The 15,875-nt window shown below is 66.7% G+C and carries 15 protein-coding genes; 9 read left to right on the top strand and 6 right to left on the bottom strand.

Annotated elements, in window-relative coordinates:
* Positions 1 to 14 precede the first annotated feature (14 nt).
* Positions 15 to 521 (bottom strand): hypothetical protein, encoded by a 507-nt coding sequence (locus AC1RM6_RS15775; RefSeq protein WP_493102819.1) that lies wholly within the window; start codon positions 519 to 521, stop codon positions 15 to 17.
* 16 nt (positions 522 to 537) lie between these two features.
* A complete protein-coding gene (locus tag AC1RM6_RS15770; protein ID WP_493102818.1) occupies positions 538 to 1,884 on the bottom strand; it encodes a spinster family MFS transporter in 1,347 nt (448 codons plus the stop codon).
* Between the two features lie 269 nt (positions 1,885 to 2,153).
* Here AC1RM6_RS15770 and AC1RM6_RS15765 point away from each other — a divergent pair, with 269 nt between their 5' ends.
* The 4 genes from AC1RM6_RS15765 to AC1RM6_RS15750 are packed head-to-tail and all read left to right on the top strand — an operon-like array spanning position 2,154 to position 6,003.
* A complete protein-coding gene (locus AC1RM6_RS15765; RefSeq protein ID WP_493102817.1) occupies positions 2,154 to 3,881 on the top strand; it encodes an FAD-dependent oxidoreductase in 1,728 nt (575 codons plus the stop codon).
* 25 nt (positions 3,882 to 3,906) lie between these two features.
* Positions 3,907 to 4,398 (top strand): nuclear transport factor 2 family protein, encoded by a 492-nt coding sequence (locus AC1RM6_RS15760; protein ID WP_493102815.1) that lies wholly within the window; start codon positions 3,907 to 3,909, stop codon positions 4,396 to 4,398.
* A complete protein-coding gene (locus tag AC1RM6_RS15755) occupies positions 4,395 to 5,183 on the top strand; it encodes an SDR family NAD(P)-dependent oxidoreductase (RefSeq protein WP_493102812.1) in 789 nt (262 codons plus the stop codon). Before AC1RM6_RS15760 ends, AC1RM6_RS15755 begins: the two co-directional genes overlap by 4 nt.
* Positions 5,184 to 5,220: 37 nt before the next feature.
* Positions 5,221 to 6,003 (top strand): antibiotic biosynthesis monooxygenase, encoded by a 783-nt coding sequence (locus AC1RM6_RS15750; protein ID WP_493102810.1) that lies wholly within the window; start codon positions 5,221 to 5,223, stop codon positions 6,001 to 6,003.
* A 39-nt stretch (positions 6,004 to 6,042) separates the two neighbouring features.
* Here AC1RM6_RS15750 and AC1RM6_RS15745 read toward each other — a convergent pair whose 3' ends face one another.
* Entirely contained in the window at positions 6,043 to 6,951 is a 909-nt protein-coding gene (locus tag AC1RM6_RS15745; protein WP_493102808.1) for a LysR family transcriptional regulator, read from the bottom strand.
* A 113-nt stretch (positions 6,952 to 7,064) separates the two neighbouring features.
* Between AC1RM6_RS15745 and AC1RM6_RS15740 the strand changes: the two genes are divergently transcribed.
* The 4 genes from AC1RM6_RS15740 to AC1RM6_RS15725 all read left to right on the top strand — a co-directional run bounded on the left by AC1RM6_RS15740 (position 7,065) and on the right by AC1RM6_RS15725 (position 10,465).
* Positions 7,065 to 7,817, top strand: coding sequence for an SDR family NAD(P)-dependent oxidoreductase (locus AC1RM6_RS15740; protein ID WP_493102806.1), 753 nt, complete (start codon positions 7,065 to 7,067; stop codon positions 7,815 to 7,817).
* 272 nt (positions 7,818 to 8,089) lie between these two features.
* Entirely contained in the window at positions 8,090 to 8,458 is a 369-nt protein-coding gene (locus AC1RM6_RS15735) for a nuclear transport factor 2 family protein (RefSeq protein WP_493102804.1), read from the top strand.
* Positions 8,459 to 8,604: 146 nt separating this feature from the next.
* A complete protein-coding gene (locus AC1RM6_RS15730) occupies positions 8,605 to 9,018 on the top strand; it encodes a DUF305 domain-containing protein (RefSeq protein ID WP_493102802.1) in 414 nt (137 codons plus the stop codon).
* Position 9,019: 1 nt separating this feature from the next.
* Positions 9,020 to 10,465 carry a YncE family protein gene (locus tag AC1RM6_RS15725; protein WP_493102800.1) on the top strand — a complete coding sequence of 482 codons (1,446 nt, stop codon included), beginning with the start codon at positions 9,020 to 9,022 and terminating at the stop codon, positions 10,463 to 10,465.
* Positions 10,466 to 10,633: 168 nt separating this feature from the next.
* Here AC1RM6_RS15725 and AC1RM6_RS15720 read toward each other — a convergent pair whose 3' ends face one another.
* Genes AC1RM6_RS15720 through AC1RM6_RS15710 form a run of 3 tightly spaced genes read right to left on the bottom strand, consistent with a single transcriptional unit; the run spans position 10,634 to position 14,531 of the window.
* On the bottom strand, positions 10,634 to 12,097 hold the full coding sequence (locus tag AC1RM6_RS15720; protein WP_493102798.1) for an LVIVD repeat-containing protein: 1,464 nt from the start codon (positions 12,095 to 12,097) through the stop codon (positions 10,634 to 10,636).
* Between the two features lie 39 nt (positions 12,098 to 12,136).
* Positions 12,137 to 13,648: an LVIVD repeat-containing protein gene (locus tag AC1RM6_RS15715; RefSeq protein WP_493102796.1), complete on the bottom strand. Its 1,512-nt coding sequence runs from the start codon at positions 13,646 to 13,648 to the stop codon at positions 12,137 to 12,139.
* Positions 13,649 to 13,700: 52 nt separating this feature from the next.
* Complete coding sequence (locus tag AC1RM6_RS15710) at positions 13,701 to 14,531, bottom strand: sterol desaturase family protein (RefSeq protein WP_493102794.1); 831 nt, start codon at positions 14,529 to 14,531, stop codon at positions 13,701 to 13,703.
* 177 nt (positions 14,532 to 14,708) lie between these two features.
* On the opposite strand from AC1RM6_RS15710, the gene AC1RM6_RS15705 reads away from it, so the two are divergent.
* Positions 14,709 to 15,875 (top strand): hypothetical protein, encoded by a 1,167-nt coding sequence (locus AC1RM6_RS15705; RefSeq protein WP_493102792.1) that lies wholly within the window; start codon positions 14,709 to 14,711, stop codon positions 15,873 to 15,875.

Genomic DNA, 15,875 nt, shown 5'->3' with positions numbered 1-15,875 from the left:
CTCGTCCCTTCCTGCTATCCCGCCACGCGTTCGACGCCCGGCAGGTCGAAGAAATCGGCGCCCAGCGCCGCCGCGAACCGGCGCGCATAGGCCATGTTCATCCTGAGACGGTAGGAGAGGATGTGGTCGAGGCCCTCGGCGAACTCGATCACCTCCAACTGCCGCGTCGGCCTGTCGCGGCCATCCTCGCGCACCGGATAGGCCCACTCGCGCAGGACGCCGTTCTGGTTCGTCCATTGGCGCAGCTTTCGCCGCCCCGAAAAGGACGGCCGCAGCGCGGGAAGCGTGCGGCGGAAAAGATCGCCGATCAGCTGGGTACCGGTCAGCTTCATGCCGACCGGCTTCACCTCGGCGATCGCGTGCGAATCGAACAGGCCGGGCAGCGCGCCGAAATCCTCGACCCGCATCGCCTCGTCGAATCGGGCGATCACCCGCTCCATCGCCGCCAGCTCCTGCGGGGTGCTCGGGCGGGCATGGGCGGCGAGGCTGCCGATCGGTCCGTCGGTCTCGGTCATACGCATCACCCTCTCCGTTGCATCATCGGGCCGACCGCGACGCCTCGCCGCGGCGGATTGCATGCGGGCGCGGTGCGGCGCTGCGACTCTGGCCGGGCGTGATCAGCCGCTTCGCCCGAAACAGGCAGGCGATGGCGAGCAGCTCGACGGGGATGATCGCCAGCATCGCCTGGCGCAGCCCTTCGGGACCCGACGCCTGCCAATGGTCGCTCAGCATGCCGACCGCGAGCGGGCCCAGTCCCAGTCCGATCAGGTTGATCGACAGCATCAGCAGCGCCGAGGCCGAGGCCCGCGTCGTCGGCGCGACGATGCCGTGCGCGGTGGCGATGCAGGGCGCCAGATAGGCCCCGCCGAAGAAGAAACTGCCGGCAAACAAGGCCAGCGCCCCGGTCTCGCCGCCCGCCGACAGCCCCCCGATCTCGAACGGGATCATCAGCGCGATGCTCGCCAGCGCCACCTCGATCCGCGCGTTCGGCCGGCGCTCGGCCAGCCGGTCGGCAAGATAGCCTGCGCCGAGGATGCCGATCAGCGCGGGACCGACCGAAAACAGCGCCAGCCAGGTGCCGAGTTCGGAGCTCGACATGCCATGCACCCGGCCGAGAAAGGGCGGCGTCCAGTTGCCATGGCCGTAGGTCACGAAGGTGTGCAGCCCGCAGCCCAGCGCGAGCCAGCAAAAGGCGCGGTTGCGCATCAGCGCGCCCAGCGCCGCGCCGAACGAAGGCGGTGGGGCGCCGGTCGGATCGGTGGCGACCGGATCATATTGGCCGCGCCGCGGCTCGCGCATCGTCAGTCCGATGACCAGCGCGAGCAGCAGGCCGGGGCCGCCGGCGAACAGGATGGCGATCCGCCATCCGAAATAATGGTTGATCCACCCGCCGATCAGAAAACCGCACATCAACCCGACGGTCCCCGATGCCGCGTAGATCGACAGCGCCCCCGCGCGCTTCCTGGGCTCGTAATAATCCGATATCAGCGAATGCGCCGCCGGCGTCAGCCCCGCCTCGCCGATCCCCACCCCGATGCGATAGACGAGCAGCGAGACGAAGCTGTTCGCCGCCGCGCACAGCGAGGTCGCCGCGCTCCACAGCGTCATCGACACGACGATGATCGCCTTGCGCGACCTGATGTCGCCGAGCCGGCCGATCGGCACGCCGAGCGTCGCGTAGAACAGGGCGAAGCTGAGCCCGGTGATGAGGCCGAGCTGGGTGTCGGTCAGGTGCAGGTCGGTCTTGATCGCGTCCTGCAGGATCGTCACGACCTGCCGGTCGACATAGTTGATCGTATAGGCGCAGAACAGCAGCAGCAGCGCGTAACGGCGCGCGCGCGTGCCGACCAATGGCGGCGACATCGTCCAGGCTGCTTCGGTCATCCTCACCCCTTTTAGTCGTGCGCGGCTTCTCGGCTCATGCGCCCGTGCATGTTCGATGATCGGCCCGCTCATGGCAACAGGATTCTGCATTTGTTGGGCGATCGCCTTGTATGGAGGACTTGGCCAATACGGGACCGATATATCCGTGACATGGGCTGGAAATAAAATTTGTGCAGTCGCCCTAAATATGCTTTTGGGCTGGCCCGACAGGGACGGCGGGCGCCGATGCGCGCCGGCGAACGGGAAACGGGACCGGGGGGGGGATGACGATGACGACCGAGCCGCATCGGCGTGCTGCGAAGCCTGGCCTGGCGGCCGGTTCGGCCGACATCGTCGTCGTCGGGTCGGGCGCGGCGGGCATGATGGCGGCGCTGCGGGCGCATCATGCCGGCCTGTCGGTGGTCCTCGTCGAAAAGGCGCGCCAATATGGCGGCACCACCGCGACGTCGGGCGGACTGTTCTGGGTCCCGGGTCATGGGATGAACGGCTTCCGCGACGATCCGGCGCAGGTCCTGCTCTATCTGGAGCAACTGACCGGGGGCCTGGTGCCCGAGGCGCGGCTGCGCGCCTTCATCGACGCCGCGCCGCGAATGGCCGGCTTCATCCGCGATCTCGGCATCCCGTGCGAGCATCTCCCGACCGCGATCGACTATCATAGCGAGCTTGCCGGCAGCGGCACCGGGCGGCTGCTCGCCGTATCGGAGTTCGACGGCGCCGCGCTGGGCGACGATTTCTTCCGGATGCGCGCGCCCAACCCGATGCGCGTCCTCTTCGATCGCTATCTGATCGATCGGCCGCAGTCCTACGCGCTTTCGGGGCGGAAGCGGGGCTGGCAATGGGTGGCGTTTAGGCTCGTCGCAAAATATTGGCTCGACGTCCGCCAGCGCCTGAGGTCGCGGCGCGACCGGCGCGCGACCGGCGGCGATGCGCTGATCGCCTGGCTCCGCCGCGAGCTGCGCCGCCGCGAAATCCCGCTCCTCCTCGACTGCGCGCTCGAGGAACTGGTGACGGAGGGCGGTCGCGTGTGCGGGGCGGTCGTCCGGCATCGCGGATCGCGCCATGTTGTGTGCGCCGGTCGCGCCGTGATCCTGGCCGCGGGGGGCTTCGAGCAGAATCAGCGATTGCGCGACGCCCATCTGCCGGTGCCGACCGATCGGCGCGCGAGCGCCACCCCCGAAGGCGCCAATGCCGGCGATGCGCTGGTCGCGGCGACCGCGGTCGGCGCCGACACCGCGTTGATGGACTGCCTGTGGTGGATGCCGGTGCTGCGCCTGCCCTCGGCGACCTATCCCAATATCGAGATCGCCCACATCATGGGTTTCGAGCAGCGCTATCCGAACAGCATCATGGTCAACCGGATCGGACGCCGCTTCTGCAACGAGAATATCTCCTATGATCGCTTCGGGCTGAAGATGATCGAGGACGCGCAGGCGACGGGCGCCAATGCGCCCTGCTGGATGATCTTCGACGCCACCTATCGCAGGCGCTATAATTGCGGCGGGCTGATGCCGGCCATCGTCACCCCCGACCGGCTGGTGCCGCCCGGATGGTGGGACAATTATCTGTTCAGGGCGGACTCGATCGCCGCGCTCGCCGACCGCATCGATGTCCCCGCCGACCAGCTCTGCGCGACGGTCGCCCGGTTCAACGGCTTCGCCGCGCGCGGCGTCGACGAGGATTTCGGGCGCGGCGACACCGCGTTCGACCAGAGCCGCGCCGACCGCCGGGTCAGACCCAATGGCTGCCTCGGTGCGCTCGACACCGCGCCTTATTATGCGGTGCGGATCGATCTGGGCGACATCGGCTCGAAGGGCGGGCTGCGCTGCAACGAGCATGCGCAGGTGGTCGACACCGACGGCATGCCGATCGCCGGCCTCTATGCGGCCGGCAACTGCGCGGCGTCGCCGTTTGCCGACAGCTATCCGGGTCCCGGGAGCACGATCGGCGCGGCGCTGACCTTCGGGATGATCGCCGCCGACCATGCCGCGGCAACATGATGATGGCAAAGGGGAGAAGAAGCCTGTGACTGTCGAGGAACGTCTGGCCGCGCTCGAGGCGCGGCTCCGTGCGAGCGAGGATCATCTCGAGATCCTCAACCTGCTGATGAGCTATGGGCCGCTCGTGGACAGCAAGACGAGCGAGCCGGCGGCGGCGCTCTGGGTCGATGGCGGCGGTTATAATTTCACCATTCCGACCGGCGCGCCCGCCCGGCTCGAATCGCCCGACGGCCTCGTCGGCATGTACGAAGGCGAGTCGCATCGCTGGCTGGTCGACACCGGCTGCTCGCATCTCACCGCGACGCCGAAGATCATGATCGTCGGCGACGAGGCCGAAGCGGTCGGCTACTCGTTCGTCGTGCTGCGCGAGGAGGATCGCTGGTTCGTCTGGCGGGCCGCGATCAACCATTGGAAGCTCGCGCGGACCGGCGACGGATGGCGCATCGTCGAGCGCTTCAACCGTCCGCTCGACGGATCGTCCGAAAGCCACGACACGATGCGCAAGGTCCTCGGATGATGCGCCCCCGCTTCGAAGGAAAGGTGGCGATCGTCACCGGCGCGAGCTCGGGCGTGGGCCCGGTCATGGCGCGCATGCTCGCCGGCGAAGGCGCGCGGGTGGTGATGGCCGCGCGCCGCGTCGAGATGGTCGAGGCCGAGGCGGCCGCGATCGGCGATGCCGCGGTCGCGATCAGGGCGGACGTCACCAGCGAGGCCGATGTCGCGGCGATGGTCGATCTGGCGATCGACCGCTGGGGGCAGGTCGACATCATGATCAACAACGCGGCCGTCCCCGGGGTCGACAAATATATCTGGGAACAGACGCTCGAAAACTGGAACGCCACATTCGCGGTCGACGTGACCGGCGCCATGCTCTGCAGCCGCGAGGTCATCCGCCGGTCGATGCTGGAGCGCAAGGCCGGCGTCATCGTCAACTTCTCGTCGACCGCCGGCTGGAACGGGTTGCCGCGCAAGAGCCATTATAGTTCGGCCAAGGCGGCGCTTCGCGTTCTCACCAAGGTGGTCGCCACCGAAGCCGGCCCGTTCGGCATCAGGTGCAACTGCATCGTGCCCGGCGCGATCGAGACCCAGCTCATGGCCGACTGGCTGCAGCGCACCGCCGACGAGCAGGGGCTGTCGCTCGAGGAACGGCGGGCCGGCTGGTTTTCGAACATTCCCTTGGCGGCGAAGATCTCGACCGCGGACGACGTCGCGAACCTAGCCCTCTTCCTCGCCTCCGACGAAGCGCGCACGATCACCGGTCAGTCGATCAATGTCGACTGCGGGGGCGTCATGATCGGATAGCGCAGAACTTCTCCCCCTTTGCATATGGGCAGGCCGCATGATCACCTTCATCATCCATGTCAGGGTCCAACCCGCCAACCGGCCGGCCTTCGAGGCGCTGATGGCCCATGTCCGCGACCTGTCCCGCGCCAACGAGCCCGGCGTCGTCCATTACGACTTCGGGATCAGCGCGGAGCAAGGCGACGCCTATGCCATCGTCGAGGTCTACCGCGATGCCGCGGCCCATGCCGCCCATATGCAGACCGACTGGGTCAGGGAGTCGATTCCCGAATCGCGCCGGCTCGTCGAGGGCGGGTTCGACATCCGGCAATATGTCAGCCCCGGCACCGAACCGGCGGTGCGCCAGATGCAGGAGCCCGTGCGGCGCTCGAGCCAATCGATCGAGGATGCGTCGGCATCGTCGCGATCGGATAGGGTGCCGGTCCTTGGCTTCAACCATCTGAACATCCGCACCCCCGATTTCGAAGCGGCGACGCGCTTCCTCTCCGAGGCGCTGGGCATGGCGGTGATGCCCGTGCCCGGGCAACCATCGCGCGACAGGGCCGCCTGGCTGCTCGATGCCGGGGGCCAGGCGCTGCTGCATCTGGCGAGTGCGGACGTTCGCTATGCGGAAGGCGAGGCGCTCCCCGATCCCGCGCCGCGGGGCAGCGGCGCCATCCACCATGTCGCGCTGACCTGCACCGACATCGCCGCGATGCGCGCGCGGCTGACCGCCCGGGACATCCCCTTTCGCGAGAATGTCCCCGAAGACGGGGTCCGGCAGATCTTCGTGACGGACCCGAGCGACATCCGCTTCGAACTCAATTTTCGGGAGGACTGACGGCATTCGGAGCGAGGGGTGTCGCGCCACTCGCGCCATTCACCCCGCCCTTGTCGCAATATCGCGCGGAAACCCCGCCGCCAGATGGTCGATCAGCGCCCGCACCGCCGGCGACAGCCCGCGCCGGGTCGTGAACACCAGATGCACGATCCCCTGCAGCCCGTGCCAGGCGGGCAGCACCCGCACCAGCCGCCCCGCCGCCAGCGCCTCGCGGCAGACATGGTCGGGCAGGATCGCCACCCCGGCGCCGTCGATCGCGGCGTTGCGCACCGCGACCATGTCGGCGCAGCCCATCCGCGGCACGACGCGGACGACATGGGTCCCACCATCCTCGCATTCGAGATGCCATTCGACCTCGTCGCTGCCGTCGTCGGTTGCCAGTGCGGGCAGCGCCGCCAGCTGCTCGATGCGCGCGACCTGGCTCGCGATCTGCGGGCAGGCGACGAGGATGCGGGTCGACCGGCCGAGCGAGCGCATCGTCAGCGCGGCATCGCTGGTCAGCGCGGCGCGCACCCGCAACGCCAGGTCGATCCGTTCCTCGATCAGGTCGACCGCGCGGTCGGTCGCGATCAGTTGCAGCCGCACCTTGGGATAGCGCAGCAGGAAGGACGAGATCAGCCCGGAAATCGGCTCGATCATCCCCGTGGGGCAGCTGAACCGCACCCGGCCATGCGGTTCGGACTGCGCCTGCATCACCAGCGCCTCGGCCTGTTCGGCCTCGGCCAGCAACGCCCGACATCGCTCGTAAAAGGCCTGGCCCGTGTCGGTCACCCGGAAGCGCCGGCTCGACCTTTCGATCAGCCGCAGCCCCAGCCGCGCCTCGAGCCCGGCGATGCGCCGGCTGAGCTTCGACTTGGGTTCGCGCAGCGCCCGCCCGGCGGCGGCGAACCCGCCATGCGCGACCACCTCGGCGAAATAGGCATAGTCGTTCAGGTCGATCCGCATCATCGTTCCTCCAATAGAACGCTGAGTGCCATATCTGCCGGCTACACGCATCATCGTTCTGGATGCATCTCGTACGGGCACCGGCGCTTCGCCGACAGCTTCAAAGGAGACAGACGATGAGCAACAGGTTCGACAACAAGGTGGTGGTGGTGACCGGCGGGACCAGCGGGATCGGCCTCGCCACCGCCAAGGCGTTCGCCGCCGAAGGCGCTTCGGTGTTCGTCACCGGACGCCGCCAGGACGCACTCGACGCCGCGGTCAAGGCGATCGGCGGCCGGGTCACCGGCGTGCGCGGCGACATGGCCAATCTCGCCGACATCGACCGGCTCTACGACGCGGTCCAGCAGCAGCATGCCCAGATCGACGTGGTGTTCGCCAATGCCGGCGGCGGCGACATGCTCCCGCTCGGCGCGATCACCGAGGACCATTATCAGCGCATCTTCGACACCAATGTGAAGGGCGTGCTGTTCACCGTGCAGAAGGCGCTGCCGCTGCTCCGCGACGGCGCCTCGGTGGTCCTGACCGGCTCGACCACCAGCGTCTCGGGCACCCCGGCGTTCAGCGTCTACTCGGCGACCAAGGCCGCGGTCCGCAACTTCGCCCGCACCTGGATCCTCGACCTCAAGGACCGCCATATCCGCGTCAACACCGTCAGCCCCGGCGTCACCGAGACCGCCGGCCTCGACGAGCTGTTCGGCGGCGCCGACGCGGCGCAGGGCACCAAGGACTATCTCGCCACGCTGATCCCCGCCGGTCGCGTCGGCCAGCCCGAGGAGATCGCCCGGACGGTGCTGTTCCTCGCCTCCGACGAAGCGAGCTTCGTCAACGGCGTCGAACTCTTCGTCGACGGCGGCCAGATGCAGATCTGATCCGGCACCGAGGGGCGACGGGCCTGTCTCGTCGCCCTTCGCTTGCCCACTGCATGCGCACTTCCAGTGTCGACGGTGCCGCGAGCAAGATCCTCCCTGCGCGTAGCGTGGGGAGGGGGACCATCCATAGGATGGTGGAGGGGTCTTCCGCACCATCGATGTTGCGCAGACCCCTCCACCGCTTCGCGGTCCCCCTCCCCATCTGCGATGGGGAGGTCTGCAGGACTGACCCGATGAACCAATTCGATAGCGCGTTCCCGAGGAGACACGCCATGTCCCACAGCATTTCCGATCTTCTGGTCCGCAACCTGCACGAGGTGTTCGGCGAGGGCGACCCCGTCCGCCGTCGCGCGGCGATCGACGATCTCTACACCGAGGACGCCGCTTTCTACGCCCCCGACGGCATCCACCGCGGCCGCGACGCGATCGACCGCAACGCCGGCGCCGTCCGCGCTACCCATCCGGACTATCGCTACACCGAACTCGGTGCGCCCGAGGAACTCCAGGGGGCGGCCGGGCGCCTCGCCTGGGTGTCGGGGCTGCCGGGCGAGCCGCCGGCCTATGCCGGCACCGACATCATCACCGTCCGCGACGGTCGGATCGCGGCGGTCTACCTCTTCTTCGATCGGCCGGATGCCTGACCCCGAAGGTTGCGGGGAGCCGCGACCCAAACCTTGATATGGGGTGCGCTCCGCGATCCGCGCAGGCAACCTCACGTCCGCACTTGATCCTTCCCATCTGCGATGGGGAGGATCCGGCAGTACGCCCATCGAAGGGGAACCGCCTCATGACCAGAGCCTATGCCATCGTCCTCGCCGGCCTTCCGCTGCTCGTCGCCGCGGCGCCGGCCGGTCGAGATCCGCAGGCCGCGGCCTTCCTCGGCGAAAGCCATGCGGCGATGGACCGGATGATGGCCGGCATGGCCGGGCCATCGACCGGTCAGGTCGACCGCGATTTCGTCGCGATGATGGAGCCGCACCATCAGGGCGCGATCGACATGGCGGTCGCCGAGCTGCGCTACGGCAAGGACGTGCGGCTCAAACGCATCGCCCAGGAGATCATCGTCGACCAGCAGCAGGAAATCGCCGCGATGCGCCTCGCGATCGGCGTGCCGCTGCCCGCCGCCGCACCGGCCCCGACCGATGGCGCGCTGCCGCCGGCACCGATGGCCGCCCATTCTATGCACGACATGGAGCACTGACATGAATCGCCGCCTTTCGCTCGCGCTGCTCGGTGCCCTGTCGGCGCTTCCGGCGATCGCCTCCGCCCAGCAGGCGCCCTGGGCCGCGCCCGATGTCGCGATCAGCCACCGCGACCGGGTCTATGCCGCCGAGCAATTCTCCAACACGCTGTCGGTCACCGATCCTGCCGACAACCTGCTGCTCGGCGTCGTCCGGCTGGGCGATCCGCAGCCGATGAACTTCTCGCCGCTCTACAAGGGCCAGGTGCTGGTCCATGGCCTCGGCTTCTCGCCCGACGGCCGGACGCTCGCGGTGGTGTCGATCGGGTCGAACGCGGTGAGCTTCATCGACACCGCCACCAATGCGGTGAAGCACACGACCTATGTCGGCCGTTCGCCGCACGAGGCCTTCTTCACCCCCGACGGCAAGGAGGTCTGGGTCACGGTGCGCGGCGAGGATTATATCGCGGTGCTCGACGCCACGACCTTCGCCGAAACCCGCCGGCTGACCACCCCGGGCGGGCCGGGCATGACGACATTCTCGCCCGACGGCAGATATGGCTATGTCTGCTCCTCCTTCAATCCGGAGTTGGTGGTGTTCGAGGTCGCGACCCACGCCATCGTCGGCCACGTCACCCAGCCGAGTCCCTTCTGCCCCAACATCGCCGCGACGCCCGACGGCCGGCAGGTCTGGTTCACGCTCAAGGACATCGGCAAGGCCGTCGCCTTCTCAGCGGTGCCGCCGTTCGAGGTTCTGAAGGTGATCGACACCGGCCCGATCACCAACCATGTCAATTTCGCCCGGACCCGCGACGGCATCTTCGCTTATGTCTCGGTCGGCGGCCTCGACCAGGTGAAGGTGTTCCGCACCGACGATTTCCGCCAGGTCGCGACGATCCCGGTCGGCAAGCTGCCGCACGGCGTCTGGCCCTCGGGCGACGGCAGCCGGATCTATGTCGGCCTCGAAAATGACGACGGACTCGCGGTGATCGACACCGCCGCCAACAGGCTCGTCGGCCATGTCGCGATCGGGCAGGCGCCGCAGGCGATCGCCTTCGTGCCGAATGCCGTGCGCGACGGCGACGGCACCAACAGTCTGCAGCCGCTCGGGATCGCGGGCAATGCCGTCCATCTGACACTCGCCGCCAAAGGCAGCGGCGCCACGCCGACCAGCGTCACCCTGTTCGATCAGGGGCTGGTCCAGATCCTCCAGGCATCGGCGACAGGGCTCCAGCCGAAGAGTCCCTATATCCTCGCGCTCGCCGACCGTCCCGACGGCAAGGGGCCGCTCCAGCCGCTGGCCCGGTTCACGACCAACCCCGCCGGCGCCGCGATCGTCGATACCACCGGCCCGATCCGCCAGATCGTCGCGGGCGACGCCGCCGCACCCCGCCGCTACCTCGTGATCGCGCTCGCCCCCGACGACGCGAAGGCGCCCCCAACGGTGGTGCAGATCCAGTCGCCCTGACCAGTGGCAACTGGTGTGCATTTCGGCGACAGTGCACTTTTAGCGACGCATTTCACCCGGCTTGGGCTCGCCCTTTGCCAGGGCGAGGACAAGGCCGGTCTGCGCCTCCATCGCAGCTTGCCGGTCCTTCGATCCGACAGGACGTCCTGGGCGTTCGGTCGGGTTGGCTCACAGCCCGAGCCGCGCCTTGACCTGCGGTTCGATCAGCAGCACTTGCAGGCTGGTCTTGCCCGCCATGTAGATCAGCCCCCGGCCGGCATCGTAATAGCCGATGCCGCCATGCTCGAGCGGACCGTGATTGAAATACGCGACTTCGCTCGGCTTCGACGGATCGCGGATGTCGAAGATGCGCAAACCTGCATCGCCGAAATTCACCGCCGCGAAATGCGCGTTCATCGCATCGTCGATCAAATGATAGGCGATCCACGGATCGCGGCCCGATGCCTTCCGCGCCGCGCAGAACTGCGGATCGTTGATCGCGATCCTGAGCATCGAGACGCCCTGCGCCTTGTCACCGGTGACGTCGCTGACGAACGCCTCGAACCCCCAACCCAAGGCTGACGGCCGCGGATAGGGGCGGCATGTGTCGCCTGGCGATCCGTAGACCTGCTTGTCGCTGCTGCCCCATTCGTTCGAGCCGAGCACATAGTCGCGGCCGCCGGTACGGAACCAGTCGAGGCCGTGGCCCGGCCCGTCGACGGTGCTGACGATCCGCACCGGGCGGCTCGTCATGTCGATCACGCGCGTCTTGGGAGTTTCCCCAAGGTTGCGGGTGCCAACGACTTTCTGGTCGCCGACATAGACCCGCGTCCCGTCGGAATTGATGTCGAGCGAATGGGCGATCGAAGGCCAGAGCAGACCTGATTGCATCCGGCTTCCTCCGATGCGGTGATCGGCACCGTGCGGATTGGCCAGGTCGTCACACAGATTATAGCCCGAGGCGAGTGCCTGGCGATGCAGTTCCTGCCAAGGCCCCGGTATCTGCGGTGAGAGATCGCAGCGATAATCGGTAATCTTCCAGCTCGTCGGATTATCGAGATTGCTGATGTCGGCCACCCACAGGCCCGGAGATGCGTAGATTTTCGTGGCTGTCCGGTCGATCCGCAGATCGTGCGGAAGCTGTCCGTAGCCCGCGCCCGTGCCCTCCGCTGCGGTGGCACCGATGATCAGCGGAGGCCATTTGACTTCGCCGAGATGCACCGGATTGAGGCAATCCTTGATGCTGTACACGGAGTTGCCTGTGACCAGGATCGCCCGATCCTTGGTGACCATGACGCGCATCGTCTCCGACACGCCTTGGACTGGCAGGCTCCTGACCTGCACCGGCCTCGCCGGATTGCCGACATCGACGACGAAGACTTCGTTGCTCTCCTCCGGGCGAACATAGGCGCATCGCCCGTAGCCCTGGACCTTCCCGCCCTTGGGGAACTGGCCGACGAGCCGGACGCCACAATTATAATGGGGCGTCTGTCCGACCGGGACGTCTCCCTGAATGCCGGGTTCCCGAACATCGCTGCGCCCGCACTTGGCCGGCGACGCTCCATCGACCGGATTGCGCTGCACTGCCTGTGCCGGCGCCGTGCCGCTGGCCAGCGTACCGGCCAACAATGTGACGATCATCAGTCGCTTCATGGCGCCTCTCCCCTTTTGTCGCTTTGTTTGGATCGACGGCTACAGCCCGAGCCGTGCCCGAACCTGCGGTTCGATCTGCAAAATCTTGAAACCCGTTGCGTCGGAGAAATAGATGAGTTTGCGGGCCGCGTCGTAATAGCCGACCTGCGCATGGACCGGGACGCCGTGGTTGAAATACGCGACTTCGGTCGGCTTCAGCGGATCGCGCAGGTCGAAGATGCGCAGGCCCGCGTCGCCGAAATTCACTGCCGTAAAACGCGGGTCGATCGGTCGGTCGATCAGGTGATACGCGATCCACGGGTCGCGGCCCGACGCCTTGCGCACCGCGCAGAATGCGGGCGTGTTGATGGCGATCTTCACCATTGCAGCGTTATGCGCGTGGGCCGGGTCGGTGACGTCGCTGATGATCGCCTCATATGCCCAGCCGAGCGCGAACGGTCTTGGGTATGCCGCGCAGGCATCGCCATCATGCACCCGACCGGGGGTCGCACTGGTGCCTTCGTTGGAATGCAGCACATAGTCGCGACCGCCCGAGCGGAACCAGTCGAGACCATGACCTGCGCCATCGACCTCGCCGAGAACCTGAAACGGGCTTTTCGTGATATCGATGATGCGAACCTTCGGCACGGGTGCCCAAAGCGCGCTGTTCCCGCCAGCCTGATCGCCGACATAGAGCCGCGTGTCGTCGGCGTTGAAATCGGGCGAGTGCGCGACTTGCGGCCACAACAATGATATCGCGTAGGGGCTTGCCCCGAGCGAGTAACCCGCACCGGCCGGGGCGGGCTTGGTCGCATCGTCGCACAGGCTGCGGCCCTTCGAGATCGACTGCCGATGCACTTCGGTCCACGGTCCGGCGAGTTGCGCAGCGACTTCGCAACGGTGATCGACGACCTTCCAGCTTTCCGGGTTCTTGAGGTCGGCCAGGTCGGCTTCCCACACGCCGAACGACGCGAATACCTTGGTGGCATCGCGGTTGATGCGGATGTCGTGCGGCAGATTGCGCGAGCGAACACCGGGAACCGTCGTGTCGGGCCATTTGATCTGCCCGGCGAGTTTGGGGTGAAGGCAGTCGCTGATGTCGTACACCGTCGCGCCCGAGACCATGATCGCGCGGTCCTTGGTGACGACGACGCGCAACGTCTCCGATCGCAATTGCAGCGGCAGCGGCTCGCCGACCACGATAGGCTTTTTCGGGTCGCGCACGTCGATGACGGAGATGGTGGCCGGCCCCGGCGCACCGCCTTGTCCGCCGCCGCGCACATAGGCGCATTGGCCGGTGCCCGCGACATTCCCGGCAACGGGAAGCTCCCCGATGAGCTTGACGCCGCAATTGTAGCTGGCGGTCTGGCCGGCGGGGACTTCGCCCTGTACGCCGGGTTCTCGAACATCGCCGACACCGCACAACGCGGGAGAGGCGCCGGCGACCGGAACCTGCGGTCGCGCGCTCGCGGCTTGCGGCGCGCCTATGGCGCAGCCGATCAGCGCAACCGACGCGGTGCCTGCCAACCATCGGCGCGAGGTGGCCCGCAAGCGGCCAACATGGAATGCCATCGGATTTCTCCCCGTTTGCTTTTTTGGTTTTGCAATCGGTCTAGGGTGGCGCTCACGCCTCCGCCGAAGGAAGCGGGGCCGCAGCCCGCCGTCGAAACGGCTTGCTCCACCATTCCCACCGCCGGTCGCAGATCTTCTCGAAATCGGCCTCGAACTTCGCGCGCTTCGTGCCGCACAGCCGATCCCAGATCGTCGTGTACCCACCGAAGTTCCAGTTGAAATATTTGTGGTGCTGGTCGTGAAACGTCGTGGTGATGAACCACTTCGTCGCCCAACTCTTGTGCCACCAGCGCGGAAAGAACTCGTGTCCCGCATGCACATAAAGTCCCATGACGATGTTGGTCGGCAGGATCAGTGCCGCCGCCACGGTGCTGATGGGCAAATGGATGAGCGTCGCAGTCGTCAGGAAAAGCGGCACGAACCCGCCATTGATGCAGGATTCGAGCGGATTGACCGAGAGCGTCGTGAGCAGATTGGGCGATGTCGATTTGTGATGGAGCTTATGGATCCAGCTGTAGAACGGCTCTTTGTGCATCCAGCGATGCAGCCAGTAGAACCAGGTGTCGAACAGCAGGAAATAGGCGGCATATTCGATCGCCACGCGCCACCATGCGACCGGTGCGCTGTCGAACATGATGAAGCCGTGGCTGTTGAGAAACTTGTTCGCGCCGCCCAGCAGGAAACCGGTGACGAACCCGCCGATGACGGCGACGAGCAACTCGAAGCCCAGCCGCTTCCATTTGAACCCCTTGGGCTGGATGCGGTGCGCGCCGAAGAAGCCGGAGAAGAAGCCGATCGCGATTGTCGAAGCGACGATTCCGATCAGCCACAAATGCAGCAGCCATTCGCCGGACGTAATCATTTTAATCATGGTCGGCCTCACCTGCGCGTCTCCGCGCCGTTTCGGCGTCGGTCTTCGCTCCTGTGGGATCGCCGACGCGGCAGCCGAAAAGTAGTGCCAACATTCAAACGACCGGATCGCCACAGCGATGCCGTCTCGTCGGCCGTGAAACGATCGCGCGCACTTTGACCGATGCGTGCGACGGGGTTAGCCTTCGTCGTGGACGATAGCGCCGACACTCGCGGGCCGATGACCTCGCCGGAAATCCGGGCGTTCGCGGAAGGCTATGGCGACGGGCCAATCCAGAGCCCGCTGCATGTCGCATGGCTGCTCGAAAGCGTGGCGCTCGGGTGCGATTGGCGCGACGATAACGACATGGGGTCCGAGAGCGACCTGATCGAGCGCTTCGCCGCCAGCCGGGACGTCGTGCGAGGCGCCATCCGCATAGTCGAGGCGCGGGGATCGATGCGGATGCGGCGAGGCTGCCGCGGCGGTCTCCACTTGCAGGCGCCGAGCGTGCGGTCTGCCGCGATGGCACTGGCGATCTATTTGCGATCGCACGGCTATGCGGTGCAGCAACTCGAAAAGGTCAGGGGCCTGGCCGACGCGTTGCTGACGCTCTCGACGACAGGCCGGATCGTGTCGGCAGTGCTTGCGCAGACGGCCGCGATGCTGGCCGATGGCGCGGCATTGTCCGCCGGCTCGGACAATCGCGCCGAGCGGTTCGCGATGAACATCATCGCGCGCTCCGGTTCTCTACCGGAAGAAGGCGTGCGCATCGGCAACGAGGCTGACCTGTGCGAGGCGTTCGGGATTGGACACCGGACCTTTCGGCAAGCGCTCAACATCCTCGAAGACCTCGACATGCTGCGCGTAAGCCTGGGTCGCGGTGGCGGCTATACGCTCAAGCCCGCAAGCCCGATCGGCGTCATTCGTCGCCTCTTCGTGCTGCTCGCCTCGCGGCAGGTACGGTCCGCCGAAGTCAACGAGACGCTGTGGAAGCTCGACATCGTCAAGCTCCGGCTGATCTTCGATCCATCGCGAGGCGTCGTGCTCGACATCCGCGACCAATGGGCCGACGCAGTCGAGCAAGAAATTGAAGATTTGACCGAACCTCGCCGCTGGGTTCGCGTTCAACAAGCCATCGACAAGTTGGTCGGTGACAAACTCGTCGAAATCCTGACCTTGGCGCTGGTCGCATATGTCGCTCGAACGGCACCCCCCCTTTACAGCCATGCGCCGATTGAAGGCGGATTGGCCGGGGCAGAGCGAGGCATCATTGCGTCTATCACATCAGATCGACCTAATGATGCCGAGCAGCATCTTCTCGACGGCCAAGCCCTGTTGTCGTCGCTGAATGAAGCCCGATTGGTGCGGCCAAATTAG

The sequence above is a fragment of the Rhizorhabdus sp. GW822-FHT03C02 genome (assembly GCF_058801765.1).
This window is presented reverse-complemented; position numbering and strand designations above follow the sequence as displayed.

Coding starts and splice junctions, on each gene's coding strand:
- AC1RM6_RS15775 (WP_493102819.1), bottom strand. CDS start 521: ATGCGTATGACCGAGACCGACGGACCGATCGGCAGCCTCGCCGCCCAT.
- AC1RM6_RS15770 (WP_493102818.1), bottom strand. CDS start 1,884: ATGACCGAAGCAGCCTGGACGATGTCGCCGCCATTGGTCGGCACGCGC.
- AC1RM6_RS15765 (WP_493102817.1), top strand. CDS start 2,154: ATGACGACCGAGCCGCATCGGCGTGCTGCGAAGCCTGGCCTGGCGGCC.
- AC1RM6_RS15755 (WP_493102812.1), top strand. CDS start 4,395: ATGATGCGCCCCCGCTTCGAAGGAAAGGTGGCGATCGTCACCGGCGCG.
- AC1RM6_RS15750 (WP_493102810.1), top strand. CDS start 5,221: ATGATCACCTTCATCATCCATGTCAGGGTCCAACCCGCCAACCGGCCG.
- AC1RM6_RS15745 (WP_493102808.1), bottom strand. CDS start 6,951: ATGATGCGGATCGACCTGAACGACTATGCCTATTTCGCCGAGGTGGTC.
- AC1RM6_RS15740 (WP_493102806.1), top strand. CDS start 7,065: ATGAGCAACAGGTTCGACAACAAGGTGGTGGTGGTGACCGGCGGGACC.
- AC1RM6_RS15735 (WP_493102804.1), top strand. CDS start 8,090: ATGTCCCACAGCATTTCCGATCTTCTGGTCCGCAACCTGCACGAGGTG.
- AC1RM6_RS15730 (WP_493102802.1), top strand. CDS start 8,605: ATGACCAGAGCCTATGCCATCGTCCTCGCCGGCCTTCCGCTGCTCGTC.
- AC1RM6_RS15725 (WP_493102800.1), top strand. CDS start 9,020: ATGAATCGCCGCCTTTCGCTCGCGCTGCTCGGTGCCCTGTCGGCGCTT.
- AC1RM6_RS15720 (WP_493102798.1), bottom strand. CDS start 12,097: ATGAAGCGACTGATGATCGTCACATTGTTGGCCGGTACGCTGGCCAGC.
- AC1RM6_RS15715 (WP_493102796.1), bottom strand. CDS start 13,648: ATGGCATTCCATGTTGGCCGCTTGCGGGCCACCTCGCGCCGATGGTTG.